The 25,754-nt window shown below is 60.7% G+C and carries 26 protein-coding genes and 1 tRNA gene; 12 read left to right on the top strand and 15 right to left on the bottom strand.

Features of this window, described 5'->3' with window-relative positions; translation table 11 throughout:
* Positions 1 to 89: 89 nt before the first annotated feature.
* Complete coding sequence (gene pagP / locus ACP39K_RS06915; protein ID WP_028128205.1) at positions 90 to 680, bottom strand: lipid IV(A) palmitoyltransferase PagP; 591 nt, start codon at positions 678 to 680, stop codon at positions 90 to 92.
* A 156-nt stretch (positions 681 to 836) separates the two neighbouring features.
* A complete protein-coding gene (locus ACP39K_RS06910; protein WP_016928927.1) occupies positions 837 to 1,316 on the bottom strand; it encodes a universal stress protein in 480 nt (159 codons plus the stop codon).
* Between the two features lie 675 nt (positions 1,317 to 1,991).
* Here ACP39K_RS06910 and ACP39K_RS06905 point away from each other — a divergent pair.
* A complete protein-coding gene (locus ACP39K_RS06905; protein ID WP_197818006.1) occupies positions 1,992 to 3,671 on the top strand; it encodes an alpha-keto acid decarboxylase family protein in 1,680 nt (559 codons plus the stop codon).
* Between the two features lie 55 nt (positions 3,672 to 3,726).
* Here ACP39K_RS06905 and ACP39K_RS06900 read toward each other — a convergent pair whose 3' ends face one another.
* Entirely contained in the window at positions 3,727 to 4,830 is a 1,104-nt protein-coding gene (locus ACP39K_RS06900) for a DUF1615 domain-containing protein (RefSeq protein ID WP_042706515.1), read from the bottom strand.
* A 178-nt stretch (positions 4,831 to 5,008) separates the two neighbouring features.
* Between ACP39K_RS06900 and tehB the strand changes: the two genes are divergently transcribed.
* Positions 5,009 to 5,872: an SAM-dependent methyltransferase TehB gene (gene tehB, locus ACP39K_RS06895; RefSeq protein ID WP_497008389.1), complete on the top strand. Its 864-nt coding sequence runs from the start codon at positions 5,009 to 5,011 to the stop codon at positions 5,870 to 5,872.
* Here the strand turns inward: tehB and ACP39K_RS06890 are convergent.
* Complete coding sequence (locus tag ACP39K_RS06890; protein ID WP_497008388.1) at positions 5,867 to 6,580, bottom strand: 2OG-Fe(II) oxygenase; 714 nt, start codon at positions 6,578 to 6,580, stop codon at positions 5,867 to 5,869. The genes tehB and ACP39K_RS06890 overlap by 6 nt on opposite strands.
* On the bottom strand, positions 6,577 to 7,632 hold the full coding sequence (ada, locus tag ACP39K_RS06885) for a bifunctional DNA-binding transcriptional regulator/O6-methylguanine-DNA methyltransferase Ada (protein WP_282677038.1): 1,056 nt from the start codon (positions 7,630 to 7,632) through the stop codon (positions 6,577 to 6,579). Before ada ends, ACP39K_RS06890 begins: the two co-directional genes overlap by 4 nt.
* Before the next feature lie 237 nt (positions 7,633 to 7,869).
* Between ada and leuE the strand changes: the two genes are divergently transcribed.
* Positions 7,870 to 8,508: a leucine efflux protein LeuE gene (gene leuE, locus ACP39K_RS06880; protein WP_016928933.1), complete on the top strand. Its 639-nt coding sequence runs from the start codon at positions 7,870 to 7,872 to the stop codon at positions 8,506 to 8,508.
* A 159-nt stretch (positions 8,509 to 8,667) separates the two neighbouring features.
* Positions 8,668 to 10,167, top strand: coding sequence for an aldehyde dehydrogenase family protein (locus ACP39K_RS06875; protein ID WP_004940628.1), 1,500 nt, complete (start codon positions 8,668 to 8,670; stop codon positions 10,165 to 10,167).
* Positions 10,168 to 10,200: 33 nt separating this feature from the next.
* On the opposite strand, the gene feaR is transcribed toward ACP39K_RS06875, so the two are convergent.
* From feaR to ACP39K_RS06860, 3 genes are all read right to left on the bottom strand, one after another.
* A complete protein-coding gene (gene feaR, locus ACP39K_RS06870) occupies positions 10,201 to 11,100 on the bottom strand; it encodes a transcriptional regulator FeaR (RefSeq protein WP_033641191.1) in 900 nt (299 codons plus the stop codon).
* 137 nt (positions 11,101 to 11,237) lie between these two features.
* Positions 11,238 to 11,879, bottom strand: a complete 642-nt coding sequence (locus ACP39K_RS06865) for a DsbA family protein (protein WP_033641192.1) — start codon at positions 11,877 to 11,879, stop codon at positions 11,238 to 11,240.
* A gap of 107 nt (positions 11,880 to 11,986) precedes the next feature.
* Positions 11,987 to 12,391 (bottom strand): Exc2 family lipoprotein, encoded by a 405-nt coding sequence (locus ACP39K_RS06860; protein ID WP_016928937.1) that lies wholly within the window; start codon positions 12,389 to 12,391, stop codon positions 11,987 to 11,989.
* A 192-nt stretch (positions 12,392 to 12,583) separates the two neighbouring features.
* Between ACP39K_RS06860 and ACP39K_RS06855 the strand changes: the two genes are divergently transcribed.
* Positions 12,584 to 12,832 (top strand): hypothetical protein, encoded by a 249-nt coding sequence (locus ACP39K_RS06855; RefSeq protein WP_016928938.1) that lies wholly within the window; start codon positions 12,584 to 12,586, stop codon positions 12,830 to 12,832.
* Here ACP39K_RS06855 and ACP39K_RS06850 read toward each other — a convergent pair.
* Complete coding sequence (locus ACP39K_RS06850) at positions 12,829 to 13,596, bottom strand: NAD(P)H-dependent oxidoreductase (RefSeq protein WP_033641193.1); 768 nt, start codon at positions 13,594 to 13,596, stop codon at positions 12,829 to 12,831. The genes ACP39K_RS06855 and ACP39K_RS06850 overlap by 4 nt on opposite strands.
* Positions 13,597 to 13,680: 84 nt before the next feature.
* Here ACP39K_RS06850 and ACP39K_RS06845 point away from each other — a divergent pair, with 84 nt between their 5' ends.
* On the top strand, positions 13,681 to 14,061 hold the full coding sequence (locus tag ACP39K_RS06845) for a winged helix-turn-helix transcriptional regulator (protein ID WP_016928940.1): 381 nt from the start codon (positions 13,681 to 13,683) through the stop codon (positions 14,059 to 14,061).
* Here ACP39K_RS06845 and ACP39K_RS06840 read toward each other — a convergent pair.
* The gene (locus ACP39K_RS06840; RefSeq protein WP_089184280.1) at positions 14,058 to 14,639 is read right to left on the bottom strand and encodes a flavin reductase family protein; all 582 of its coding nucleotides are present in this window, start codon (positions 14,637 to 14,639) and stop codon (positions 14,058 to 14,060) included. The genes ACP39K_RS06845 and ACP39K_RS06840 overlap by 4 nt on opposite strands.
* A gap of 174 nt (positions 14,640 to 14,813) precedes the next feature.
* Between ACP39K_RS06840 and ACP39K_RS06835 the strand changes: the two genes are divergently transcribed.
* From ACP39K_RS06835 to ACP39K_RS06815, 5 genes are all read left to right on the top strand, one after another.
* Positions 14,814 to 16,415, top strand: a complete 1,602-nt coding sequence (locus tag ACP39K_RS06835) for an ABC transporter substrate-binding protein (RefSeq protein ID WP_016928942.1) — start codon at positions 14,814 to 14,816, stop codon at positions 16,413 to 16,415.
* Between the two features lie 269 nt (positions 16,416 to 16,684).
* The gene (gene cybB / locus ACP39K_RS06830) at positions 16,685 to 17,209 is read left to right on the top strand and encodes a cytochrome b561 (protein WP_497008463.1); all 525 of its coding nucleotides are present in this window, start codon (positions 16,685 to 16,687) and stop codon (positions 17,207 to 17,209) included.
* 53 nt (positions 17,210 to 17,262) lie between these two features.
* The gene (locus ACP39K_RS06825; protein ID WP_497008387.1) at positions 17,263 to 18,549 is read left to right on the top strand and encodes a hypothetical protein; all 1,287 of its coding nucleotides are present in this window, start codon (positions 17,263 to 17,265) and stop codon (positions 18,547 to 18,549) included.
* The gene (locus tag ACP39K_RS06820) at positions 18,546 to 19,721 is read left to right on the top strand and encodes a hypothetical protein (protein ID WP_222398508.1); all 1,176 of its coding nucleotides are present in this window, start codon (positions 18,546 to 18,548) and stop codon (positions 19,719 to 19,721) included. Before ACP39K_RS06825 ends, ACP39K_RS06820 begins: the two co-directional genes overlap by 4 nt.
* A gap of 16 nt (positions 19,722 to 19,737) precedes the next feature.
* Positions 19,738 to 20,442, top strand: a complete 705-nt coding sequence (locus ACP39K_RS06815; RefSeq protein WP_033641198.1) for a hypothetical protein — start codon at positions 19,738 to 19,740, stop codon at positions 20,440 to 20,442.
* Positions 20,443 to 20,445: 3 nt separating this feature from the next.
* Here the strand turns inward: ACP39K_RS06815 and ACP39K_RS06810 are convergent, their stop codons facing one another.
* Entirely contained in the window at positions 20,446 to 21,561 is a 1,116-nt protein-coding gene (locus ACP39K_RS06810) for a hypothetical protein (RefSeq protein WP_243810902.1), read from the bottom strand.
* A gap of 485 nt (positions 21,562 to 22,046) precedes the next feature.
* Here ACP39K_RS06810 and ACP39K_RS06805 point away from each other — a divergent pair, with 485 nt between their 5' ends.
* Positions 22,047 to 22,577 carry a hypothetical protein gene (locus tag ACP39K_RS06805; RefSeq protein ID WP_033641199.1) on the top strand — a complete coding sequence of 177 codons (531 nt, stop codon included), beginning with the start codon at positions 22,047 to 22,049 and terminating at the stop codon, positions 22,575 to 22,577.
* Positions 22,578 to 22,627: 50 nt separating this feature from the next.
* Here the strand turns inward: ACP39K_RS06805 and ACP39K_RS06800 are convergent, their stop codons facing one another.
* The 4 genes from ACP39K_RS06800 to proB form a co-directional block, all read right to left on the bottom strand.
* Positions 22,628 to 22,846 carry a TM2 domain-containing protein gene (locus ACP39K_RS06800; protein ID WP_015376761.1) on the bottom strand — a complete coding sequence of 73 codons (219 nt, stop codon included), beginning with the start codon at positions 22,844 to 22,846 and terminating at the stop codon, positions 22,628 to 22,630.
* 195 nt (positions 22,847 to 23,041) lie between these two features.
* Positions 23,042 to 23,117 (bottom strand) — tRNA-Thr (locus ACP39K_RS06795).
* A gap of 189 nt (positions 23,118 to 23,306) precedes the next feature.
* On the bottom strand, positions 23,307 to 24,560 hold the full coding sequence (gene proA / locus ACP39K_RS06790) for a glutamate-5-semialdehyde dehydrogenase (protein WP_015376739.1): 1,254 nt from the start codon (positions 24,558 to 24,560) through the stop codon (positions 23,307 to 23,309).
* A 9-nt stretch (positions 24,561 to 24,569) separates the two neighbouring features.
* A complete protein-coding gene (gene proB / locus ACP39K_RS06785; protein ID WP_015376738.1) occupies positions 24,570 to 25,673 on the bottom strand; it encodes a glutamate 5-kinase in 1,104 nt (367 codons plus the stop codon).
* Between the last annotated feature and the right edge of the window lie 81 nt (positions 25,674 to 25,754).

Raw genomic sequence — 25,754 nt, 5'->3', positions numbered from 1 at the left:
GCAGCGCGCCGGGATACCCTTCCGACGCCGTCGGCGGCGACAAGTTCCTTTTATCTCGCCGCCGCGCCGTTTTTCGGAATTCAGGAAGTTTAGAACTGCCAGCGCAGCCAGGCGAAGAACACGTTGCCGTTGTTATAGGTGCCGGGAATGTAGGTCGCCTGGAACGTCAGCCGCTGATAGCCGATAGAGGCCAGCGGCAGCGGCGCCGGGATAGGGATGTAATTCCAGTTGTCGCGCGCGGTGACGCTGGCGGTGAAGCCCAGCCCCAGACGAAAATCCTTGTCATCCAGCGGGCGCCAGATCTTCTCGTAGGCGTAACCGCCGATCGGCTCCCATTTGTTGAAGGAGTCCTTGAACGCCATGATGTAGATGCCGTGCCAGTCACCGTCGCTGTCGTAGCGGGAGATGCCGTAACCGGCGCCCCACGGGCGTTCGTTGTACTTATCGATATGCTCATCATCATAAGTCCAACGATTGTGCCAGGTGATGGCCGGGATATAGAGATCGTGGTTAGGCGAGTTGTTCCAGGTCTCCGCCACGTTATCGGTAAAACGCTGCCATAAACCCGGTTTTTCAGCCTGTGCGGCATTGCCACTTTCTGCACCAACCTCAGCGTAAGAAGGCAGTGCAGGAAATATCAACGCCAGAGAACACGCCAAAAGAGTCCGTTTTAGAAACATCGTAAAGCTCCTGTAAAAATACGGCCGCAGATTTTTACCGATAGCCCGGGCAAGATCAAGCCGTATCTAATTTATCCAACGCCCGTTGTGCTTTGGTTAAGTTTAGCACCGGAAAATTCCCAATAATTCATGACAGACCGTACCGATATCCGCATGCTATCGCCTTTCGGGCGGCAAAACCGTGGGAAAAGTCCGCTTTGTCGCACGCGACTCGCGAGCAAGGTGCTTGACCAACACATCGACATCGAGACGGTTCACAAACGCCAGGGAATAAGAGGAATAGAGGCCGAACAGGCGGTTTTGGTGCCCGACCACCACCAGATCGATGCCGGCCTGGTGAATAAAATCGCTCACGTCCTTAAAGCGCCTTATGGTGACAATCTCCTTGACCGCGACCGGCACATCGACGGCGCTCACCAACCGGCTCAGCATCGCCTTGGCGGCGATCACTTCCTGCGCCTGGCGATCCTTGATTAACGCATCGCTGCCGTACTCCAGCTCCGCGTAGTCGGCGTTAAGATGGCCGACAGTGAGGGCGATTGGCTGCCCGCGCACCATCGCCGCCGCTTGACTCAGCAACGGCAGCCCATCACGCTCGTTATGAATCAGTACCAAAATATGTCGATAGCCTTTCATCACACTTCCCCCTCTCAGGCCAGCGCTGATGGGACATGATCCCCTCTGGTAGGTATACGCCATCCGTGCACACGTAGAGAAAAGTTTACGTATCACTTCCCACAGAATGTGATGACCGCCACGTTATATTAACGCCCGTGACGGCCCATTTTTACACCGGCCCGACGCGGCGCGCATTGCGGCATCTGTAAAGCAAAACTGACAACCATGACCGAATAAAAAAACCTCATTGTTAATTTTTTGTTTTTTATTAGTTACAGAGTGGTTTCGTGAAATAAGCGTGCGGCGGATCACCAAAATGCCCCTTTACGCCAGGCTCTGCTTTTCTTTCCCAGGCAAAAAGCGTTACGCCACCCGATGGGATTTAACGCGGCGTCAAAAGTACCGGATGTCTCGCCCTGCATCACGATAAATGCCAATGCGCCGCCGCTTCTCTGCCGATATACCGTCAATGAAAAATACCGTCTCTTCCCAATATCCAATAACCCTACTTTTTATGTATTACTCATTCGCGTAAAGCGCCGAATACAAACCGCCTATTCACCGGCCGCCCTCCTTATCTTGAACAAGCCGAGACTTTAAATAACTGTTAATGCTAACGACACAACATCGCCAGCAATTTATTTTTGCTGATTTTCGCCTGACAAAATAAAGATAAATAATCCGGAGCAATCAATGAAAATAACTATCGGGTCATTCATTCTGCAACAGCTTCATGCCCTGAGCGTCGATCGTATTTACGGCGTGCCCGGCGACTATAACCTCAGCCTGCTGGAGCTGTTGGAAAGCGACGAACGGCTGACATTTGTCGGCAACTGCAATGAATTGAACGCCTCCTACGCCGCCGACGGCTACGCACGGATGAAAGGCGCCGGCGCGCTGATCGTCACCTACGGCGTCGGCGATCTGGCCGCGTTGTCCGGCATCGCCGGCGCCTATGCCGAATCTTCACCTGTGGTCTGCATCGCCGGCACGCCGCCGCTGCACGCGATGAAGAATCATCAGCTATTGCACCATACCCTGGGCGACGGCAATTTCGACAACGTCATGAACTGCTTTAAACAATTCACCGTCGCTCAGGCTCTGATCACGCCGGAAAATGCCGCTCAGGAAATTCCACGCGTTATTTCTCGCGCCTGGATAGAGAAGAAACCGGTATATTTACAGCTGCCGTCTGATATTTGCGATGTCGAAATTGAAGTCGCCGCAGCCGCAGCACCGCCGCAGTTGCCGGCGAGCGATAAATACAATGTGCAATTAGCGGCGATGGCGCTGTTAACCAAAATAAAACGCGCGCAGCGCCCGATCATATTGGTCGACCAAATGGTGGATCGTTATCGGTTGCAGCAGCAGGTTATCGCCGTCGCTCACCGCTTTGCCATTCCGCTGACCAATATGCCAACCGCCAAATGCATTATTCCGGAAGATACCGCCGGTTGGATGGGCGGCTACAGCGGCAACCTGTCGCGCCCCGAACTCTATGAACGCATGGCCCACTCGGACTGCGTGCTGAGTTTCGGCGTGCGTCTGGTGGACTCCACCACCGGCTATTTCTCGCAGCAAATTCCCGCCGCCGCTCAGGTGGATATTCAGCCATTCTCGATGACGCTGGACAAGACTTCCTACCCGGCGGTGTCAACGGCGGATCTGCTGCAGGCGCTGTTGGATCTGAGCGAAGACGCGCCGGCGCAGCGTTTATCACCGCTGGCCGATCCCCGTGAGAAGCTGGCGACGCCGAGCGACGCGCCTCTCGACCAGGCCTATCTGTGGCGACGCATCCAACGCTTCATTCAGGCGGATGATGTGGTGGTGGTGGAAAACGGCACCTCGGGCGCGGCCATCGGCGGCATGCGCATGCCGGGCGGCGTCAAGGTGGTCAACCAACCGATTTGGGGCTCGATCGGTTATACCCTGCCGGCGCTGCTCGGCACCCTGATGGCGGCTCCTGAGCGCCGTCACCTGCTGTTCATCGGCGACGGCTCCTTCCAGCTTACCGCGCAGGAAGTGTCCACCCTGCTGCGCTGTGAACAAAAACCGATCATCTTCCTGATCAACAATGACGGTTACACCATCGAACGCTATATCCTCGGCGAAAACTCGTCCTACAACGACATCAGCCCGTGGGACTACGCCAAACTGCCGGCGGTATTGAATACCCAGGCGCAGCCGTTCAGCGTGGCGGTGGAAACCACACAACAGTTGGAAATGGCCCTGGAACACGCCTCGCGGCAGGATCGGCTGGCGTTTATAGAGGTGAAAGTGCCGATGATGGACACGCCGCCGGTGATGAAAGAGTTCTGTAACCGCTGCAACAGCTTTAACTTCGGCCTGACCAACCCGCGCCGCAGCGCCTGAGGCGCGATGATCGCGCCGCCGGTGGTTCAGGCCGCCGGCGGCGTTTTTCATGCCGTTACCCGCCGGCGCGCGCCATGCAACGCTGGCGGCGTTCATCCACCCGCTTGGCGAACCAGGCGGTGGTCAGCTTGCGGGTGATTTTCGGGCTTTCCAGCTGAATGCCCGGCAGCATCTCACGCGGCAGCTTGCCGCCCGCCAACGCAAAGACCTTCTTATACAGGCCGGTATCGGCAAAGTCAGCCGTATCGCCTTTCTCAAGCGCCCGGCGAATGGCGCTGTCGCTCATGTTCAGGCGCTTGCCGAGCGTGCGCACCGCCAGCTCGGTCGAGCCGGGCTTGTCGCTGCTGAAGTCGATCAGATCGCCGTCCAGCGCCAGCGGAATGGCGCTCGCCCGGCTGACCGCGTTTTGGAACGCCGCGTTGCGGCTGGCGTACCAGCCGGCGTTGAAGTCAGCAAAGCGGTAAATCGGCCGGCTGTAATCGGCCGGGTATCCCAGCAAATGCATAATGCCGAAGTACATGCCGCCGCGCCGGCTGAAAACTTCGCGGCGAATCGAGCCGTCGACCGGATAAGGATACCCTTTGGCGTGCGCCTCGGCGAAGGCGATGCTCACCTGCATCGGGCCGCCGGTATGAACCGGGTTCAAATGACCGAACAGCTTCTGCCCCATCGGCACGCGGTCGATCATGTCATCGAAGATATCGCTCAGATCCTTTTCGGTGCGCACCTTATCCAGGCGTTCGCTGTAGCTCTGGCCGTTCGACGACGAGATCTTCAACGCGGTATGCACCAAAAAGTTCGGGATGTGCATCTGATCGGCGCGGCGGTCGATCTCTTTCCAGGCGATCTTCGGCAGCCCCGGCACCTGCGGGTTAGCCTGGAACGTCGACTCTTGTTCGGTCACCGCCAGCACCGAACACAGGTTCTCATCGCTCGGTTCGATGCCCTGGGCGGCAAAGGCGGCGGTAATATCGGTGGCCCAGCCCTGACGATCGCCGGCGTTGGCGGGGATCAGCGTCATCAGTCGGGCTTTGACGTCGGCGGGACGCGCCGCCGGCGCCGTGGTGGTGGTTTTGCTGGTACAGCCCGCCAGCGCCAGCAGCGCGGCCAGGCTCAGCAAACGGAAGGGCATCGGGTGGAATAAACGAGGTATCGGCATCTTTTCCCTGAACGTGATGACATGAACAGCACTGAAATTAGCCCAGCCGCCGCACACAATCCAGTATAAAGATACCGCCGCGCCTTTCCGTCAGGCCGCTATGTTCAAACGATCGATAAAGATGTATTTTATATACATCATATAAATCACTTTGCTCAACTAGCCAGAGGAGCCCCCTATGGAGCAGCAGCTGCTTTGCTATAAAACCCTGCCGGAATGGAACAGCGATACGCTGCCGGAAGCCTTCCGCCAGCGCCACAACACCCAGAGCGGCACCTGGGCGAAGCTCACCGTACTGAGCGGGAACCTGACGTTCGCCATGATGACCGAAGACGGCGCCACCACCGAAACCTGGCAGTTCAGCCCCGAAAGCCAGCCGCCGTTTATCGCGCCGCAGCAGTGGCATCGCATCGTTTCCTTCTCGGACGACATGACCTGCCGGCTGGCGTTTTACTGCACGCCGGAAGATTACTACCACAAGAAATACGAACTGACGCGCACCCACTCCGAAGTGATCGAGGCGGCGGCGCGCATCGCGCCGGGCAAGGCGCTGGATCTGGGCTGCGGCGGCGGCCGCAATTCGCTCTATCTCAATCTGAAAGGTTTCGACGTCACCGCCTGGGACAAGCACGCGCCGTCGATAGCTCGCCTCAACCAGATCGTCGACGCCGAGCAGCTGACCCGCCTGCGCGCCGGGGTGCAGGATCTCAATACTCACCGCTTCAGCGGCGAATATGACTTCATCCTGTCCACCGTGGTAATGATGTTCCTCGAGCGGCAGCAAATCCCGCATATCGTGCAAAACATGCAGGACAGCACCGTGCGCGGCGGCCATAACCTGATCGTGGCGGCGATGGATGCCGAAGATTATCCCTGCCCGCTGCCGTTCCCGTTCACCTTCAGCCCGGGTGAGCTGAAGCATTATTATCGCGACTGGGAAATCCTCAAATACAACGAAGATGTCGGCCAACTGCACAAGACCGACGCCAACGGCAACCGCATCTCGCTGCGCTTCGCCACCCTGCTGGCGCGCAAGCTATAGCGCGTCGTGAAAGATCACCCCCAGCGTATGGCGTTGGCCGGTGCGTATCCGGCTGACGCCGTGGCGCAGATTGACCCGATAGTAACCTTTCATTCCCGCCACCGGCCGGTGATGCACGGCGAACACCACCGCGTCGCCCTGCTGCAGTGGCACCACCTCCGGCCGGCTCTGCATCCGCGGCCGCTGTTCGGTCAGCACGAATTCGCCGCCGGTGAAATCCCGTTCGGGGGCGGAGAGCAAAAACGCCACCTGCAGCGGAAACACCCGCTCGCCGTACAGATCCTGATGCAGGCAGTTGTAATCCCCTGTTTCGTAGCGCAACAGCAGCGGCGTCGGCCGCCGTTGGCCGGCCCGGTGGCATTCGGCCAAGTAGGCTTCGTGTTCGGCGGGATAGCGCGCCGCCAGGCCCAACAAGGCGTTCCAACGGTTGGCCACCGGCGCCAGCCGTGCATACATCAGGCTGCGCGCCTCGGCCACCGGCGGCGGCAGCGGATAGGCGAAATAGCGGTACTCGCCGCGGCCAAAACCGTGCTTCGCCATTACGATGCGGCTGCGGAAGTGCGCATCCTGCGGGTAGAGCGCTGTCAGCTCGCGGCACAGCTCTTGGCTGAGCACGCTGGGCAGCCGCGCGCAGCCCTGCGCATCGAGTTCGCGCTCGATCGCCGCCCAGTCCAATTCGGCCAGCCGTGCCGCCAGCGCGCCGCTCATCGCAGCGCCTCTTTTTCCAGCAAGGCTTTCTTGCGCTCGACGCCCCAGCGATAGCCGGACAAGGCGCCGTCGTTGCGCACCACCCGGTGGCAGGGGATCGCCACCGCCAGTATGTTGGCGGCGCAGGCGCCGGCCACCGCGCGCACCGCTTTGGGCGCCCCAATGCGCCGGGCGATATCGGCATAGCTGACGGTTTCGCCGACCGGTATCGCCTGCAGCGCCCGCCAGACTCGCTGTTGAAACGCGGTGCCGCGAATATCCAGCGGCAGCGCCAGCCCGTTTTCCGGCGCTTCAATCAGGCCCACCACCTGCGCCATCAGCGCTTCATACTGCGCATCGCCGCCGATCAGCTCGGCGTTGGGGAATTTGTCCTGTAGATCCTGCACCAGCTGCTGCGCATCGTCCCCCAGCAGAATAGCGCAGATGCCCACCTCGCTCTGCGCCGCCAGGATCTCGCCCAGCGAACAGCGCCCGACGGCGAAATGGATGCGCATGCCTTTGCCGCCCGCCCGATAGGCCTTCGGCGTCATGCCCAGCGCGGCGTTGGCCTGCTGGTAGAAGCGGCCATTGGCGCCATAGCCGGCGTCGAAGATCGCGTCGGTCACCGTTTCCCGCTGTGTAAGACCGGCGCGCAAGCGCTGGCTGCGCTGCGCATCGGCGTAGCCTTTCGGCGTCAGGCCGGTGATCGCTTTGAACAGCCGGTGGAAATGGTATTGGCTCAACCCGACGTGGCGCGCCAGCGTCTGCAGCGACGGCGTTTTTTCCGCCCGTTCGATATAGCGGCAGGCCGCGGCTATCTGCCGCGCATGCTGTTCCGTCAGCGGCGTCAGCCCTTGCCGGCAGCGTTTGCAGGGCCGATAACCCGCCGCCTCCGCCTGCTCCGCATCGTCGAACAGCTCCACGTTTTGCCGATTCGGCTGGCGTGACGGGCAGGAAGGCGAGCAATACACGCCGGTGGTTTTCACCGCGTAGATAAAGCGGCCGTCGGCGTGCTTGTCGCGGCTGACGATCGCCAGCCAGCGCGGATCGGCGCTGTCGATTACGTTTTTCATCATCCGTTCCTCACTGCGGTTTCGATGTTAACCAGCATAGTGACGGGCCGTTGGCGAAACACGCCGACTCTTGCTTTTTAATTCGATGCCGACGTTTTCAACAATGTTTCGACAATTTTTAACCAACAACATGAAGTTTATTACGTTGCCAACCCGGTTGCACGGCGTTAGGATCGCGGCCGGCCACGGGCGTGGCCAGTGTTTCTGCCTGTTAGTTGCGCGCATGGAGAGGTTATTGTGTTAGAGAGTTTTGGCGTCCTGAATTTATGGACCTATTTGGCCGGGGTGGTCTTCATCATCATTCTGCCGGGGCCGAATACGCTGTACGTGCTGAAAACCGGCGTATCGCGCGGCGTGCGCGCCGGCTATACCGCGGCGCTGGGCGTGTTTATCGGCGATGCGATCCTGATCTTCTGCGCCTATATCGGCGTGGCTTCGCTGATCCGCACCACGCCGTTCCTGTTTACCCTGGTGCGTTTTCTCGGCGCGATTTACCTGCTGTTCCTCGGCGCAAAAATCCTCTACGCCACCTTCGTGCAGAAGGCGCAGGCGCAACAGCAGCAAATTGAAGGCGGCCACAGCATTCTGCGCAAGTCGCTGACGCTGAGCCTGACCAACCCGAAAGCTATTCTGTTTTACGTGTCGTTCTTCGTCCAGTTCATCGACTTCAACTACGCGCACACCGGGCTGTCGTTCACCATTCTGGCGCTGATCCTCGAAGCCGTCAGCTTTATCTACATGAGCACGCTGATCTTCTCCGGCGCGATGCTGGCGCATTTCTTCAATCACAAGAAAGGCCTGGCGAAGCTCGGCAACGGTCTGATCGGCCTGCTGTTCCTCGGTTTCGCCACCCGTCTGGCGACCCTGAGCTCGTGATCCCTCCCGGCCGGCGCCCGCCGGCCGCGGTTTACTGTTCCGTCACGGCAAAATGACACGCAGGACAAACCGAATGTCAGGCAGAGCAAAGCCGCCGCTTTACCGCTGATCTAGACTCTCAGGGTTAACGATAACCTGATGAGCCTGATCGGAGGATGTATGTCTGACAATACCGTAGCCGTGCTGGATAGCGTGTCGCGTTTTCTCGATCGTCAGCATGGGCTGTATATCGACGGCCAGTGGCGCGCGTCCGCCGCGGAAGGCCGCCTGGCGGTGTATAACCCCGCCAATGGGCAACAGATCGCCACCACCGCCGACGCCAACGAACACGACGTCGCGCTGGCGGTGCAGTCCGCCCACAAAGCCTTCAGCGAAGGCGTCTGGGCGCAGCGTCTGCCGGTAGAGCGCGAACGCATCCTGCTGCGCTTCGCCGATTTGGTGGAGCAGCACGCCGAAGAGCTGGCGCAGCTCGAAACCCTGGAGCAGGGCAAATCCATCAACATCGCCCGCGCTTTCGAAGTCGGCAGCACCCTGAACTGGATGCGTTACACCGCCGGGCTGGCGACCAAAATCACCGGCCAGACGCTGGACGTCTCCATTCCGATGCCGCCGGGCGCCAAATATCAGGTTTATACCCGCAAAGAGCCGATCGGCGTGGTCGCCGGCATCGTGCCCTGGAACTTCCCGCTGATGATCGGCATGTGGAAAGTGATGCCGGCGCTGGCCGCGGGCTGCTCCATCGTCATCAAGCCGTCGGAAACCACCCCGCTCACCCTACTGCGCATCGCCGAACTGGCAAGCGAAGCCGGCGTGCCGCCAGGCGCGTTCAACGTGGTCACCGGCCGCGGCACCGTGTGCGGCAAGGCGCTGACCGAACATCCGCTGATCGCCAAAGTCAGCTTTACCGGCTCCACGCCGGTGGGCAAAAGCATCGCGCGCGCGGCGGCGGATCGCCTGACCCGCGTGACGCTGGAGCTGGGCGGCAAAAACCCGGCCATCGTGCTGAAAGATGCCGATCCGCAGCAGGTGATCGAAGGCCTGATGCTCGGCAGTTTCCTCAACCAAGGGCAGGTGTGCGCCGCCAGCTCGCGAATTTATATTGAAGCACCGATTTATGATCGGCTGGTGGCCGGATTCGAACAGGCGGTGAAATCGCTGTCGGTCGGGCCGGGGATGGATACCGGCGCGCAAATCAACCCGCTGGTGTCGCTCGCGCACCGCAACAAGGTGGCGGCCTACCTGGACGACGCCCGGGCGAAAAACGCCGAGCTTATCGGCGGCGCGGCCGGGCCGGACGCCAACGGCTTCTACATTCCGCCGACGCTGGTGATCAACCCGGACGATCGGCTGAACCTGACGCGCGAGGAAGTGTTCGGCCCGGTGGTCAACCTGATTCGGGTGGCGAGCGCCGAAGAGGCGCTGAGCAAGGCCAATGACACCGACTTCGGGCTGACCGCCAGCCTGTGGACCACCAGCCTGCAGCAGGCGATGGCGCTGACGCCGCGCATTCAGGCCGGCACCGTGTGGGTCAACACCCATACGCTGATCGACCCGAACATGCCGTTCGGCGGGTTCAAACAGTCGGGCAGCGGCCGCGATTTCGGCCCGGATTGGCTGGATGCCTACACCGAGTCGAAATCGGTCTGCATCCGCTATTGAGTGAAGCGGCGCGGGCCTGGCCCGCGCCCTGACTTACTGATGCTGCCGACGGTACTCGCTCGGCGACATGCCGAAACGCTGCTTGAAAGCGGTCGAGAAATGGCTGTGATCGGCGAAGCCCCAGTCGAGGCCAATGCCGGCCAGCTTTTCTTGCCCGGCGGCGCTGCGCAGCGCCTGCGCGCACAGATCCAGCCTGCGGTTCCTGATGTACTGCGCCACCACCAGCCCCTGACGGGCGAACAACCGATACAGGCTGCGTAACGACACCCCCAACTCGGCCGCCACCCACTCAGGGCGCAGCTGCGCCGACTGAATATGCCTGTCGATCAACGCCAGCGCCTTGTCGAAGACCGATTGTTGTCCCTCCGGGCGCGCCTGTTCGAGCGCCAACGCCGGGCGCAGCAGCGCCGCCAGCGCATTCAGCACCGCCTCGCTTTCCGCCGCGGCGAGCTGAGGATCCTGCATGCTGCTCAGCACCAGCTGGCGGCTGAGGCGCACCGCGCTGAGCTCGGCTCCCAGACGCTGCGCGCAAGGCGGCGGCAGCGGCAGACAGCCGCGCGGCAGTAGCAAAGAGATTTGGCGCGAATCGCGCTGGAAGGTGAAGCTGCTGGGCTGTGAGGCGTCGATCAGCGTCATGTCGCCGGGAGAGAGCAGCGTTTGGCGATCGCCCTGCTCCATCAACGCGCTGCCGCGCAGCTGGATGACGGTGAAAAAGTGCGCGCCGTCGCTGCGGGCGATTTCACGCGGCGTGCGATACAGCCGGGCCTGGGCCACGTCGACCACGCTCAGGCGCAGGGCATGGGCGCGAAACTCCTGCATCGCCCCGCTGAAGCCGGGCCCCAACGTTTTCGCGCAGAATCGGCCGCAGGCGGTGTTGATTTTCCCCAGCCACTCTTCGAAGCCGACGTCCCGGAGCGTTGCCAATGCCGTCATGATCTCTCCCTTCAAACAGCAGCGGTGCTGCGCCGTTGAACAGAAAAACACCATAACAATCCGTTAACACACAATCAATGGCGAGCGGGGGATTTGGCGCCGCGATCACAGATCATCGGGCGCCGGGAGGCATCGCCTTAAGGCTGCGTATCCAACAGATAGCGCACCACCGCCGCGTACTCTTTGGCGTAGCCTTCAACGCTGGTGCTGGCCATGCCGGCATTGTCTATCTTGTATTTGCCTGCCACGTAGAACGACGGGGTGCCGCGCACCTCGAACGCTTTCACCGCTTCGTTCTGCTTGGCGATCAATCCTTTGACCAGCAGGCTGTGGCGCGCGTTTTCATAGGTGGCGGCATCGATGCCGGCCGCCGTGAACACCCGCTGAATATCGTCGGCGCCGTTGACGGCGCGCTGTTTCTGCACCGCGTCGAACATCGCGCCTTCAATCTTGTCTTCCACGCCCAGCACCGTCGCCACCGCCCAGGCTTCGGTCAGCTCATTGCCCAGTTTGCCCATCAGGCTGACGTGATATTTGGTGACTTTCTCACCGGCGGGCAGCGCCTGCGCCACGGTGCCGCCTACGCGGTAGGTTTCGGCGAACTGATAGCAAGGGCCGCAGTAGAAGGAGAAGAACTCCACCACCGCCGGCGCGGCGGCCACCGGCTTGTCCAGCCGGGTATATTGCTCGCCCGCACGGTAATCCGCGGCCTGAACCGCGGGCAGCGCCAACATCAATACGACGGCGGCGGCGAACGAACGCTTAACTTTTGCCAACATAAACACTCCTGGTTTCATCTATGAACATCGTCCTTAGCGGCGGTTTTTATAATCAAATAACCGCCAGAAGACCAGTTTTTATTACCTTCTATTTGTGAGGGATTAAGTCAGCGTCCTTCGTAGCCGTCCCAATAGGCACCCACCGCTTCCTGCGAGAGCACCTGGCGGCGCTTAGGATTGTCGGCGCTGCTGTAGGCGCGATTGATGAAAATGGTTTTGTGTTCCATGTTCTGCTGGAACTCCGCGCTGGCCAGGTAATCGGCCTTTTTCTGCGCCTCGCTGCGCGCCACGCCCGCCGCGCGATCCTTTTTCCCTTGCTGGTAGAACTGTTCGAACATCGGCACGGCGTTTTTAATGCTGCCGTTCACATCGGTGCGGAATTGCGGATCGAAGTCGTCGCGGGTTTGATAAACGTAGTGTTTGGCATGCTGCTCGGCGCTGCTGAGGTGATGAGTGCAGGCGCTGAGCGCCAACAGCGGCAACAACAGCGCCGCGCTTTTCAGTCTTTTCATGTCGTCTGTCCCTGTCAGTGAGGAAGGTTCCTTTAGCGCCACGAGCATAGCGCCGGCCCCCGGTAAACGTCAAACGACAAATCGCGCATCACTTTGTTTTATATTAATATTATATACATTGATTGGTATTCATTGCCTGAAACACTATGCTTTAACAGACAGGGTAAACACTCACCGACAGCGAGGCGGCCAATGAAACCGATCGACAAAAACGTGGGGGAGTACGACCTCACGGCGGAAAAAAAAGCGGGCATGATCACCGGCACCATCCGCGGTGAACTGCCGGACAGCGACGCGAATCTGCCGCTGGTGCCCTTCTCCGGCACTTTCGCAGGCCCCAGCGTGGCCGAAGCCATCGCCGATATTCAGCAGCAGTTCCCCGACATCGAACCGGCGATTATCGACGATTTGCGCGAGGAACTGCTGAAGGCCGGGTTCTAAGCCGGATCGCAGTGCCGCACGAACGGGCTGTACACCGGCGCGCCGGGCTTCAGCGCCAGATCGGCGTCAAAATCTTCATTGCGATTGAACGGCACCGCCGGCCAGGCGGAAAACGCGTTCAAACCGTCCCGGTACGCCTGTGTCACCTGCGCCAACGCGGCGTTTTGCGCCTGCAGAGCTTCACCCGCCAACCCGCCGCGCACGCCATAGACCAGGAACGGCTCCAGCACGCTAAAGCCGATATAGTGCAGCGCATGCATGATTGGCCACAGCATCAGCCGCATGTCGCCGTCGCGCCCGTCCGGCGCACAGGCCTGTGCGGAAGCGCCGGCGGTGACGGTCAGCAGCGCCCGCTTGCCGCGCATCACGCCATTCTCATGGCGGTGGCGGCTGTCGTAGATCCCGCCGTAAACGAACACCCGATCCATCCAGCCCTTGATGATGGCCGGCGCGCCGAACCACCAGAAAGGGAACTGCAGCACCAGCGTATCCGCCCAGCGCAGCAACTCGATATGCCGCCGGATCTCCGCCGGCAGCGCCTGGATCGTCCAGTGATGGCGCTGTTCCTGCATCGCATCGAACCTGTCCGCCTGCTTTCTGCTGGGGTAGTGGCCGGCGCCCTCGCGCGGATCAAACCCCTCCTGATACAGATCGACCGTTTTCACCTGATGCCCCTGCGCCAGCCAGGCCTGCCGCGCCTGTTCGGCCAAATGAGCATTGAAAGAATGCGGCTCGGGGTGAGCCAGCACAATCAGCACGTTCATCCTGTGTCTCCCGTTGTAAGGTGGTGCTGTTATGCTGTGGCTTTATCGCCCCCTTGGCAATTACGCACCTGAAGGTAACCCCCAATGGCTTATCCCGGCGACGTCTATTCGAGCAAGTGTTCCGCGCGCGATGCGCTGGCGCTGATTTCCGGCAAGTGGGTGATGCTGATCCTGCCTGCGCTGGCGCAGCGCCCGATGCGCAACGGCGAGCTGCTGCGCCGTATCGACGGCATTTCGCAGAAGGTGCTGACGCAAACGCTGCGCCAGCTGGAACGCAACGGGCTGCTCGAACGGCTGGATTTAAGTGAAAAGAATCAGGCGCATGTGGAATACCGGCTCAGCGCCGTCGCCCGCTCGCTGGTCGAGACGCTGACTGCGCTGGACCGATGGGCGGAATACCATTTCCCCGAGCTGGACGCCGCCCGCGAGCGCTATGATGCCGACCGCGGGCGCGAAGCCGATTAAAGCGGTTTGGCCCGCAGCGTCTCGCCGCTGCGCACGAAGTTGCCGGCCCCCAGATGATGAATGGTGTGCAGATCCGCATTGGCGGCGGTGAAGTTCCAGCGCCCTTGCTGGAACACCCGCTCGTCCGCCGCCGCGCTCAACACCTCGCCGAAGCAGGTGTCGTATTTTTCCTGCGCGCCGCTTTCCGGCAATAAGCGGCACTCCAGCCACGCCACGCAACCCTGTTCGATCAGCGGCACCTGCAGCGTAGCGCTCGGCGCTGCGGCGATGTGAAAGCGGGCGAACTTGTCGTCATCCAGCCCGGACACGCTGCCGACCGCGTAGGTGGCGTCGATGAACATGGCCGCCGGCACGCAAATGCCGAATGCGCCGCTCTCCTCGATCATTTGCCGGCTGTGCGCCCCTTTGTCCACCACAATGGCGATGCGCGGCGGGCTGAACTCCACCGGCATCGACCAGGCGGCGGCCATCACGTTGCGTTTGGCGCCGTCGCGGCTGCGGCTGGTGATCAATACCGTCGGGCCGTGGTTCAGCAGGCGGCTGGCGTGTTCGAGGGTGACAGGACGAAAGTGGCTCATCGGGAAATCCTTGCGAGTGACTGTTTGCCCAGCAGTGTAGATCTGCGCCGTAAAGGCGAGCAACGCGGGGCGCACAGAATGCACCGATGAGACGCTTGTTCCCGATCTCGCCATCCGTTATCTATAGTTAGATCAATTCGCCGGTAACGGCCCACTCCACCTGAGGATCTTGCCTTGACGTTTTTAAAACACCCTATCGCCGGATTGGTGCTGGCCGGCTGCGGCCTGTTGTCGGCGGGCGGCGCGCTGGCCGCTTCCGATGCGCTGGTGTACTGCACCGTCGCCTCGCCGGAATCGTTCAACCCGCAGCTCTCCAGCTCCGGGCCGACCTTTATCGCCACCTCGCAGGTGCTGTACAACCGCTTGGTGACGCTGCGCGAAAGCGATAAAACCCCCGCCCCGTCGCTGGCCACCGAGTGGAGCGTCAGCCCGGACGGCAAGACCTACATCTTTACCCTGCGCCAGGGCGTGAAATTCAACAGCAACAAATACTTCACCCCAACGCGCGACTTCAACGCCGAAGACGTAGTGTTCACCGTGATGCGGCAGAAGGATCCCGCTAACCCGTATCACAAGGTCTCCGGCGGCAACTATGAATACTTCACCGACATGGGCCTGGATAAGCTGATCACCAAGGTGGAAGCGGTGGACGAGCATCACGTGCGCTTCACGCTGAGCCAGCCCAACGCCGCCTTCGTCGCCGACTGGGCGATGGATTTCGCCTCGATCCTGTCCGCCGAATACGCCGACGCGATGCTGAAAAAGGGCACGCCGGAATACGTCGACAACTGGCCGATCGGCACCGGGCCGTTTGCGCTGCAGCAGTACAAGCAGGATTCGCTGATCCGCTACACCGCCAACCCGCACTACTGGCAGGGCGAAGTGGCCAGCAAGCACCTGATCTTCTCGATTACGCCGGATCCGCAAACCCGGCTGGCCAAGCTGAAAACCAACGAATGCCAAATCATCCCCGCGCCGCTGCCGGAACAGTTCGCCGCCATCAAGGCCGACGGCAACCTGCAGCTGCACGACATTACCGGGCTGAACGTCGGCTATCTGGCGTTCAACACCCAGAAAAAACCGTTCGACAACCTGCTGGTGCGCCAGGCGCTGAGCTACGCGGTAGACAAGAAAGCGATCGTCGCCGCGGTGTTCAAAGACAGCGGCACGCCGGCCAATTCGCTGCTGCCGCCGGGCATGCTGGGCTACAACGACAAACTGCCGGAGTACGCCTACGATCCGCAGAAGGCGCGCGAGCTGCTGAAGCAGGCAGGGCTGGAACAGGGCTTTGAAACCGACATTTGGTCGATGCCGGTACAGCGCCCTTACAACCCGAACTCGAAACGCATCGCCGAGATGATCCAGAGCGACTGGGCGAAGGTGGGCGTGAAAGCCAAGATCGTCACCTGGGAGTGGGGCCAGTATCTGGCCGGGCTGCGCAAAGGCGAGCAACAGAGCGCGCTGTACGGCTGGGTATCGGACAATGGCGATCCGGACAACTTCGCCACCCTGCTCGGCTGCGCCGGCGTGCAGAGCGGCGCCAATGTGGCGCGCTGGTGCGATAAGGATTACGACCGGCTGATCCAGCAGGCGATCCAGGAGAACCAGCCACAGGCGCGCGCCAAGCTGTATCAACAGGCGCAGGTGATCTTCGCCAAACAGGCGCCGTGGCTGCCGCTGGCCACCGGCAAAGTGTTCTACGCCACCCGCAGCAACCTGAGCGGCTACGTGGTGGACGTGAACGGCAGCGATTTCGCCAAGGCCAAATTGAACTGATCGCAGGCGCCGCAGCGAGGGCTGCGGCGTAATCCGCTTCATCGCTTAATAAGCTGCCAGCCTCTGAACCTATCGTTTATTAGCTTCATAACTTGCGAAGCTCACCTATCGCCAGGCGCATATCCCCCTAAACCAATAGCTTAATAAGTGAGTTGAACCTGGCGTTTTGCCTAAATTGCGCGCACGCGCTTTCCTCCGATGTAACATTTCGTTACCATCGGCGCACTGACCCTTTAACATCAAAAGGTAACCCGGTGCAGAACACCTACATGCCGTGGCAAATTCGCCTGCACTGGCTGGTGGCGATCCTGCTGGTCATCACCTGCGTCACCATCGAACTGCGGGGCCTTGCCGAACCGGGCAGCGCCCCCTGGTACGTGCTGGTTGTCACCCACTTCAGCTGCGGCGTAACGGTGTTTGCGCTGATGATCGCCCGCCTGTTCCTGCGCTGGCGCCGCCCCTCACCCGCCATCGCGCCCAAACCGCCGAAGTGGCAAACCGGCCTGGCGCACCTGACGCACACCCTGATTTACCTGCTGCTGCTGACGCTGCCGGTGCTGGGGGTGTATTCGCGCTATCTGGGCGGCAAGGAGTGGTTTCTGTTCGGCCTGCCGATGCCGTTCGCCGACGTGGCCGATCGGCCGCAGGCGCGGACGATTATCGGCTGGCACAAAACGCTGGCGTCATTCGGCTACTGGCTGATCGGCCTGCATGCCACCGCCGCGCTGTTCCACCACTATATCGTCAAGGACAATGCGCTGGTGCGCATGCTGCCGCTGATGAAAAAGCGCTGATCAGCCGGCGCCAGGGAAGAATTTTCGGGCCACGCCCGCTGACAGGGAATGATATGCAAACCCAATTTTTTAATGTGACCGTCGAACAATGCGCCTGCCAGCAGACGGCGCCCGACAACCTGGTGAGGATCATCGCCTCCGGCCAGACATTCTTTTTTTACCGTGACGACTTCAGCGACAGCGAAAATCTGCTGGCCAGGCTCGCCGCCGGCGATCGGGTGAAGATCGGCGCCCACCGCCTGCAAGACGGCAGCTACTGGCTGCACTGGCTGCTGCACGGGACAAAAGGCCGGCTGGAGCCGGACAGAACGCTGAAATACAAACTGAAATACTTCGCCCTGCTGCTGCTGGGCGCGGTGCTGGCCGGCGGTTTCCCGGCGGCCTTTTTCATCATGGACGGGGAAGATTCCTGGCTGACCGTCGTCCTGTTCTTTATCGCCATCATCGCCGGCCTTATCGGCATCGGCATAGTGCTGTTCGTCGGTTCGGAGCTTCTGCTGATCGGGCACCGCGGCCGCAGGCGCCTGCTCCGGGCGCTGGATCGCGTGCTGCTGGGGCAAGACGTCACGCCGCCCGGCTCGCTCAGCCTGAAAATCCCCGGCATCAAATACCGGGCTGTCCGCGCAGACGCTGTGCCGGCAACCGCACCGCTGCAGACCGCGCCCCCCCTCCCGGACGGCGTCGAGACCTCTGGCATCGAGACGGTCAACGCCCTGAACTACGAACTCTGCCAATATGAGATCCCGCGGCAGGTGCAGTATTTGGATACGTATGCATGGCGCCAGAAGGAGACGCACTTTGCGTTGACGACCCGCGCGCTCAACGTTTCCAATACCAAACTGCATCCGGTATTTCGTCGGCAACATCCGCTTTTCATCGCCAAAGGCGATCCGCTGCAGGTGCTGTATTGCGAGAACGACGTCATTCCCGAGTTGCCTAAAGTGCGTGGGATCATCAATCATCGCGATCGCCAAACCTATCTCATCGGCGGCAATCGCTACTTCACCGAAGCCGGTCTTAACCTGTGCGCGCGCGTTGTCTTCATTTTTGGGGCAATCGTGGCGTGTTTTGTGCTCGGCATGATGGTGGTGGATAACGCCGATACCCCGGCCGGCTTTCACCTGGATGCCTGGACCCTGAAGCGTCTCGGCAGCGAATTGCCGCCGATTATTCTGCTGCTGATGCTGATGGTCAGCGGCCTGGCGCTGTTGATCGAGGGGTTCGCCCAGATCTGCCGCCTGTACTCTTTTGACCAGCACCGCACGTTTAAAACGTTTAAATACCTGCGAAATCTGCGCCGCAGGTTATGGCGGCAGGCTCAGGTGACGGAGCTGAAATGATGACGTTAGCGCTTTATAAAAGACCCCTTATTATCCTGACGCTGTTTTTGGCCAGCGCGCTGGGCGTCTATTTGCTCGCCCCTGAGCAACGCTATGCGCAGTGGCAATGGACTCAGGGCGACCAGGCGTTGCCGACGATAGCCCGTTACGATCTCATCCACAGCTACCCGGCGCAGGACGGCGCTCTGCTGCTCACCAGCAAAAGAAGTGAAGACCGCGCGTACAATAGCTTTTACGGCTGGGCGGCCAACTACCTCAGCCAGGTGCTGTTTGCCGGCCCAAAAGGGTTACAGATGCTGGGGGAACTCGACGACTTGATCCACGATGCGGTGTGCGGCGAACAGGAGTGCGTGCTTTTTCTCTCTGAGGGCCGCAGGCTGGTTGACGTGCAACGGGGCACCATCGGGGCGCTGATCCCCTGGCCGGAAGGCGATGACAACCGGCCTTCCTTTGTCGGCGGCAAACTGGTGGCGCAACCGGGAAAATGCGCGCTGTATCTCATCAGCACCGAAGGCGTATTCTACAGCCCGGACTTCGGCGCCCATTGGCGGCAGACGCTGGAGCTGCCGGCGCTGCTGGACGCACGACAACTGCTGGGCTTTGAGCGCGGCGAAGAGGACTCACCGACGGCTTACGCCTCCGGTAAGCGCAAATCCATGCCCGAGATTTTTACCGCCGTTGATGGCGATCGCGTGCATTTCTGGATGAACCCGGTGCTCGGCTCCGGCGCGTTACACATCGCCGTTAACGGTAAAACCGGCGAGGTGACTGAACTGCATTGGCTGCTGGTGCGCGTCAAGGAAAGCGCGCAGGCCCCGGACGGCGGCATCTACCTGATCGCACAAACGCTGGACAGGGGACTGTATCAGCTTCTGCGTTATCAATCCGACGGGCAGTTGAAGGTGCTGCTGGAGACCGGCGATAAATCGCTGTATCAGCTCTGGGCGGGCAACGATAAGCTGGTCGCCCAAACGGATAACGGCGATGCGCGTCTTTCGCTGATTTTCGATCTGCGCTCATCCGAAGTGCGCTACCGACAGCCGTTGGAGTACCGGTACAACGGGCGCGACGACACGCGCCAAACCGTGATCGAACCGGAAAGCCACTATGACGATGACGGGGAGACCCCGGCGCTGCCTTACTTCGTTCGCTATCGCTCCACCACGCCGTGAACATAAGGAACTTGCCATGCTGTTAGGTTATGGCGCCGGCGTCGCCGGCCTGCTGGCGCTGTTATTGGCCCTGCTGCTCGCCGGCATCCTGCTCGCCTGGTGGGGCTGGCGATACGCCGCCGCCCGCTGCGGCCGCCCGCGCCCGCCGCTTTCCTGGGGCGGCTATCTGTTGGCCTCGGCGCTGGCGATCTACCCGGTGGCGTTCGCGCTGATGCTGATCGACATTGCCCTTCAGGATCTCAAGAGCCAGCGGGCGGAAGAACGCTGGAATCGGCGCAGTTACCTGACGCTCGAGGCGACAAAACCGTTCGGTGAAATCACCCTGCCAAAAGGCAGCTGGGTAAACCGGCAGGAGCCGCGCCAGCCCGGCACCGAAGACAGCCCCATCACGATGAACGGCGTGACCGCCGTGCGTTTTCCTCAGCCGCAAAGCGTGGCCGGCGTGCCGATCATCGCCTTCGAGGTTTTACCGCCGGTGATGGAGCTGGCGAGCGCACACACCTTTATCCGCCCGAGCGGCCAAAGGGTGCACTGCGAAGCCGGTTGGCTGGTCTCTTTCTCTTTACCGCCGGATAAGCCGGCCCCGCAGTGGGAGGAGTGGCAGGCCGGCCTGCCTGCGGCGGCGTTTCGGCCCAGCGATTGGATCTTTAGGGAGTGCTTCTCCGGCAGCCCGATCGCGGTGCTGACCTTGCACAACGGCGAAGTAAGGGTGTTGCCTTAAGCCTTACGCCGTGGCGTTGGGCAAGCGCACGGTCACGCGGTTGTTGGCCGTTGGCAACTGCAGCGGCGTTTCCTGCCAACTCACCGCGATAACCAATACCGGCGGGGCCGGCACGCGCGGCTCACGCCCGTCGGGCCCCACGCTGTAAGCATCCCATTCAATCACAAAAACCCCGCCGTCTTGCGGCTCGACCCGCTCGACGAAAAAGGTGGTGTCCGAACCGCGCCCGCCCGCCGGTTTATGCGCGTAAGAGAGCAGGCTGAACCACTCGCCGGCGAAGTACAGATGGTACAGACCATCGACGATATGCTCGCCGTGGAACTGGCAGCCGCCGACGCTCAAGCCGTCACCCGACGGGGATCCCGCCACGCGTTCAAGATCGCGCACGAAGCGATCGGTCGGCCGGTTATCCAGCAACAGCTCATAAGGCGGCGTGTGCAGCAGCGCGGCAGGATCGTCCGCCTGGCGCAGATCCGCCGGCAACATCGAGCGCGCCGCCAGCATCCGGCCGTTGGGTAAGGCGATCTCCAGCCGATCCGCCGGATCCGCTACCCACTGCGGCACCCACAGACCGCGTACAAGGTGCAACGGCGTAACCTCCGCCTGCCGGCATTTCTCCCGCAGCCACGCCAGCGCCTCGGCGGAGCCGGCGGCCAACGCGTCCTGCTCGCGATCGGTCAATGCCGGCAGCGCGTACATCATGCGGGCAGCAGGCTCGTAGACCGTCAGCCCCTCTCCCTCGCGGCCGCGGGTCGGGATCAGGCGCAGCTTGCCGTCGTCCACGTCCTGCGGCGCGGCACAGGCGCCATGCACAATCGCCCCGTCGCGCAGCAGCAGCGTCCAAAAGCTGGGGCCGCCCATGCCCAGTTCCCCCACGCCGCCAATCTGCCGATCGCTGTCGCCGGCGTGCGCCATTTCAATCGGCTGCGAATGCCAGTCGGTCTTGCGCCACTCTGCCGCCTCTTCGGGTTCTTGCCCGCTTTTAGCGGCGTACTTCGCCCATTGCAGCACGGCAAACAGCGCGATGCACAGCACACCCCAAACCGGGTGATCCTGCCAAATCAACACCCAACCGACGATCAAAAGCGCCCAGGCGGCCATGACGATATCCTTTTCCACGAGAAAACCGCCTGATTCTAGCGCAGGAAACGCAAGCGGTTGAAGCCTATACCATGAATAATTAGCCGTTAAATAGAAAGTTAATAATTTCAGCGTTATTTCTGTGACTATGAAGATTACATAAATAATGCTTCACTGCGTGATTTTAACGTAGAAAAGACAACTCCCTGTTTATCAATGCAATATTTATAACCCTGTTAAAAATAGAAAAATGAAAGTGAAAAAAACCGCAATAATTTGTGCATATTCTAAACATTGACTATGTTTATACGTACTCTTTATATGCAGGTAAACAGACTGAGAAACAAAAGATAAAGACTCTCAATATAATTAAGAAAACCTCGCGTACCGCGTGGGTGAAACGCTATTTATTATAAAAATTCCGAGGCTATTTTATCTCCACGGAACGGGTCACTTTGCGTTTTATCAGGCCAATAGGCTACACACCGCAATTAATATCATTATTAGCTTTCCGGAGATCGACAATGAAAATCGTTACGGGCATTATCCTTACCTCTGTGGCCGCCTTCAGCGGCGCGGCTTACGCGGCCGATGCGCAACCTACCACCGGCAACGCAGAAGTGACGCTGGAACACGTGCACGCCGTGATGGAAAACGGCAGCCCGGCGCCGCAGCATGACGCCGCCTGCAAAAAAGAACTTTCCATGCCGGAATCGAAATATATGGGCATGAAGGTTAAAACCGATTACACCATCAACAGCAGCACCATGATGATGTCGGCCAAATCGATGTTCCCATCGCCGGATTCCATGAAGCCCATGGAACTGACGGTCGATCTCTCCGCGCTGGGCCTGGCGGATGTGTATGCCTTCGGCGCCTTTAAACCGGCCGCATTGCCGCAGGCCTATATCTATTTCACCATCGACAAGGATTTTAAAAATCCGGTCAGCACCTTTATGATCATTAACCAAGGCAAGCAATATAACTGCGTAATTTCCAGCTCGAATAAAATGATGAGTGAAGAAATGCGCGGCAAGATGATGAAGAAACAATAACGGAATGAAAAACGGCGCTTCCCTTAGCAGGAAGCGCCGCCAGCAAAGCCTTAAATCAGACCAGGATTGTATTTCTGGTTGAACTTCTCTTCCGACTGGAACAGATAAATAATGCCTTCGATAAAGCCGACAATCGCCGGGATCCCCGTCCAGCAGAACAGCAGGTAGAACAGCCCCCACCACTTCATCCCCAGGTAAAACTTGTGAATGCCCAGCCCACCCAGGAAGATGGCCAGCAGGGCCGCCGCGAGCTTGTCTTTTCTGCTCATAGTGCACTTCTCCTTACTTCTCACCGAACCACCGGCATGTCCAAAAAACGGATGCCGCCCCGCAGAGCGCCGCATCGCAATGCTTGAGGAGAAAACATTCACCCATCAAGACTCAACAGGGGTAATTATAACAGTGATTAATTAAACGGTTGTTTAACCGGCGAAAGGGTAAGCACATGGAGTCTGGAGAGGGAGTGGTGCCGATAATAGGAGTCGAACCTACGACCTTCGCATTACGAATGCGCTGCTCTACCAACTGAGCTATATCGGCATCGAGCCGGACCTGCGGGGCAAGCCGGAAGTGCGTTGAACAAGGTAGACCCGTGCACGAAATGAGTCAATAGCCACCGGGGCGTTTGGTTGTTTTGCAAGCAGCCAGACTGCCGCGCGTTGCCCCCTTCACAAAAAAATCAGGGCGCAGCCCGCTGCGCCCTGACCTCTTTATGACCGCAATGCGGCCTTAGCTGCGCACCAGATCGTCGCCATAGCCGATCCACTTGTAGGTGGTCAGCGCGTCCAGGCCCATCGGGCCGCGGGCGTGCAGTTTCTGGGTGCTCACCGCCACTTCTGCGCCCAGGCCGAACTGGCCGCCGTCGGTGAAGCGAGTGCTGGCGTTAACGTACACCGCCGAGGAGTCCACCGCGCGCACGAAGTGCTCGGCGCTGCTCAGCGAACGGGTGAGGATCGCGTCGGAGTGGTTGGTGCCGTGGGTGCGGATGTGGTCGATGGCCTGATCGATATCGTCCACCAGCAACACGTTCAGATCCAGAGACAGCCATTCGTCGTCGTAATCCTCCGCGTTCACCGGCACCACCGTCGCCGGGCCGCCCTGCAGCAGCGGCAGCGCGTTTTCCGCCGCGTGCAGCGTCACGCCGGCCGCCGCCATTTTGGCGCTCAGCGCCGGCAGGAACTCGGCGGCGATGCTGCGGTTCACCAGCAGCGTTTCCAGCGAGTTACAGGCGCTCGGGCGCTGGATCTTGGCGTTTTCAATGACCGTCAGCGCCTTGTCGAAATCGACGTCGGCATCCACATAGGTGTGGCACACGCCGATGCCGCCGGTGATCACCGGAATGGTCGATTGCTCGCGGCACAGCTTGTGCAGGCCGGCGCCACCGCGCGGGATCAGCATGTCGACATAGCGATCCAGACGCAGCAGTTCGTTCACCAGCGCGCGATCCGGGCTGTCGATCGCCTGCACCGCCGCCGCCGGCAGGCCGCACTGTTCCAGCGCCTGCTGGATCACTTTCACCGTCGCCTGGTTGGTGTTGTGCGTCTCTTTACCGCCGCGCAGGATCACTGCGTTGCCGGTTTTCAGGCACAGGCTGGCGACGTCGATGGTGACGTTCGGCCGCGCCTCGTAAATCACGCCGATCACGCCGAGCGGCACCCGGCGGCGCTCCAGCTTCAGCCCGCTGTCCAGCAGGTTGCCGTCCAGCACGTGGCCGACCGGATCGTTCAGGCGGCATACCTGGCGCACGTCGTTGGCGATCGCCGCCAACCGCGCCGGGGTCAGCAGCAGGCGATCGAGCAGCGCTTCGCTCATGCCGGTGGCGCGCGCCTGCGCCATGTCTTGTTCGTTCGCCAGCAGGATCGCCTCACTGTTGGCTTCCAGCCTGTCGGCCATCACCGACAGCACCTGATTCTTCTTCGCCGTGCTCAGCACCGCCAGCTGCCAGGAGGCCTGCTTGGCGGCCTTCCCCATCTGCTCCAGCATGCTCACTCCTTAACTGACAATCATATCGTCGCGGTGCACTGCCACCGGACCGTATTCGTAACCGAGGATCTCGCTGATTTCCTGCGAGTGGTGCCCGGCGATCATGCGCATCGCATCGCTGTTATAGCGGCTGACGCCGTGCGCCAGATCGCGCCCCGCCAGGTTGCGGATGCGGATCACTTCGCCGCGCGAGAAATCGCCCTTCACTTCGCGGATGCCCTTCGGCAACAGCGAGCTGCCGCGCGCCATCATCGCTTCCACCGCGCCGTCGTCGACGGTGATCTCACCGGCCGGCGGCGCGCCGAAGATCCAGCGCTTGCGATTTTCCAGCGGGGTTTCCAGCGCGTGGAAACGGGTGCCCACCGGTTTGCCTTCGATCACGTCCGCCACCACGCCCGGCTTGCTGCCCGCGGCGATCACCACATCGATGCCGGCGCGGCAGGCCACGTCGGCCGCCTGCAGCTTGGTGCCCATGCCGCCGGTGCCCAGGCCGGAGACGCTGTCGCCGGCGATGGCGCGCAGCGCATCGTCGATGCCGTGCACTTCACGGATCAGTTCGGCCTGCGGGTTGTTGCGCGGATCGGCGGTGTAGAGGCCCTGCTGATCGGTCAACAGCAGCAGTTTGTCGGCCCCAGCCAGAATGGCCGCCAGCGCCGACAGGTTATCGTTGTCGCCCACCTTGATTTCGGCGGTGGCGACGGCGTCGTTCTCATTGATTACCGGCACGATGCGGTTGTCCAGCAGCGCCGTCATGGTGTCGCGCGCATTGAGGAAGCGCTCGCGGTCTTCCAGATCGGCGCGCGTCAGCAGCATCTGCCCGACGTGAATGCCGTAAATGGAGAACAGCTGTTCCCACAGCTGGATCAGCCGGCTCTGCCCCACCGCCGCCAGCAGCTGCTTGGAGGCGATGGTGGCGGGCAGCTCGGGGTAACCCAGGTGTTCGCGCCCGGCGGCGATGGCGCCGGAGGTGACGATGACGATGCGGTGGCCCGCGGCGTGTTGCTGCGCGCACTGGCGCACCAATTCGACAATGTGGGCGCGGTTCAGACGCAGCGATCCGCCGGTCAACACGCTGGTGCCCAATTTCACAACCAATGTCTGGCTGCCGTTCATAGTATTTCTGCCGTGTGTAATGATGAGAAGAAGAGTGCAAAGGTCTTTGTAACAGGAGAGACGCGTTATGCCAACAGGCAC

The sequence above is a fragment of the Serratia sp. EC4 genome (assembly GCF_059652115.1).
Note: the sequence above shows the minus strand (reverse complement) of the source record. Positions and strands in the feature narration are given on the sequence as shown.